The sequence below is a fragment of the Streptomyces sp. ActVer genome, assembly GCF_027270795.1.
Taxonomy (GTDB): Bacteria; Actinomycetota; Actinomycetes; order Streptomycetales; family Streptomycetaceae; genus Streptomyces; species Streptomyces umbrinus_A.
In genome coordinates, this window is record NZ_JAPWHT010000900.1 from 1 (window position 1) to 1,289 (window position 1,289).

At 76.9% G+C, this 1,289-nt stretch carries 1 pseudogene; it reads right to left on the bottom strand.

Annotation, left to right across the window (positions count from 1 at the left end):
* Window positions 1-1,289, bottom strand: a pseudogene (locus tag O3Q52_RS53190) (TIGR02680 family protein); the annotation flags it as partial.

Genomic DNA, 1,289 nt, shown 5'->3' on the forward strand with positions numbered 1-1,289 from the left:
CGGCGCCCGCCTGGGCGGCCTCGGTCTGGCGGGCGTGTTCGCGGCGGCGGGCGGTGAGTTCGCGGACCGCCGCCTCGAAGGCGCGGGTGGCGGTCTCCACGGCGTCGACGCGCTCGGTCTCGATGCCGTGCTCGGCCGCGGTACGGCGCAGGGCGCGCTCGGCGACCGAACAGGCGGCCACCGACTCGTCGTACGAGCCCTGGGCTGCGTCGGCGGCGTCACGGGTGGCGCGCAGCCGCGCCGCGGCCCGGTCGAGTTCGCGCAGGGCCTGCGTGATGCCGGTGGTGCGGGGCAGCGCGGCGCGGGCGCCGGCGTACGCGTCGAGGGCGGCGTCCGTACGGGCCTGCACGCGCCCCAACTCGTCGAGTTCGGCGGCCAGTTCGGCCAGCAGCGCCTCGCAGGCGGCGATCCGGGCGGCGCGCCGACGGGCGCGGGCGGTGGCGCCGACGTACTCGGCGTGCTCCTTGGTGTGGGCACCGACCAGGACACCGGCCGCGTACCGGCCGTCGGGGCTGATCTGCGGTGTCCCGGTGTCGAGGTCGCCGGTGACGGCGACGGAGCGCAGTACGGCGGTAATGCGGGCGGCCGGGATCGCGGCGTCGCCCTCGGGGGCCTCGGGTCGCAGGAGGTCGGCGAGGCTCGGGCCGTTCACCGGGGCGCCGACGCGGAGGTAGCCCTCGCTGTGCCCTGCCGCCACGGGGATGTCCTCGGCGGTGACCAGGGCGTCGAGGAGGCCGGACGCCTCCAACGCCGCTTCCAGATCCGCACGTTGACGGTCAGTCAGTTCGCTGTCGAAAGCGACGAGTTGCCACAGGGGCACGCCGTCACCGGACGCCCTCTCGGTGGTTCGGCCACGGGCCGGGGGCGGGGCGTCGTCGTGCTCGGCGGCGATCCGGTCGCGTTCGGTCTCCGCCTCGGCGCGGCGGCGCTCGACATCCGTGCGCTGGGCGCGCAGGGCGGCGAGGGTGTCGCGCAGTTCCTGTACGGCGGGAGCGGTGGCCTCGGTGAAGGCGTCGGCGAGCGTGACCGCGTCGGCCTCGCCGGTGAGTTCGAGGGCTTCGGCGAGTCGGCCGGCGCCCTCCTCGGCCAGGAGCGTGCCGTGTGCTTCCGTCCACCGGCCGAGCACTGTGCGGGCCTCTTCGCGGGCGGATTCGAGGGCCGCCTCGGCAACGGTTTCGGCGGTCTCGGCTGTGGCGACGGCCTCCTGCGCGCGGTCGAGGGAGACCCGGGCGAGGTCGCGGGTCTGCTCGGCGCCGCGTGCCGCCTGCTGGGCGGCGCGCACGGCCCGG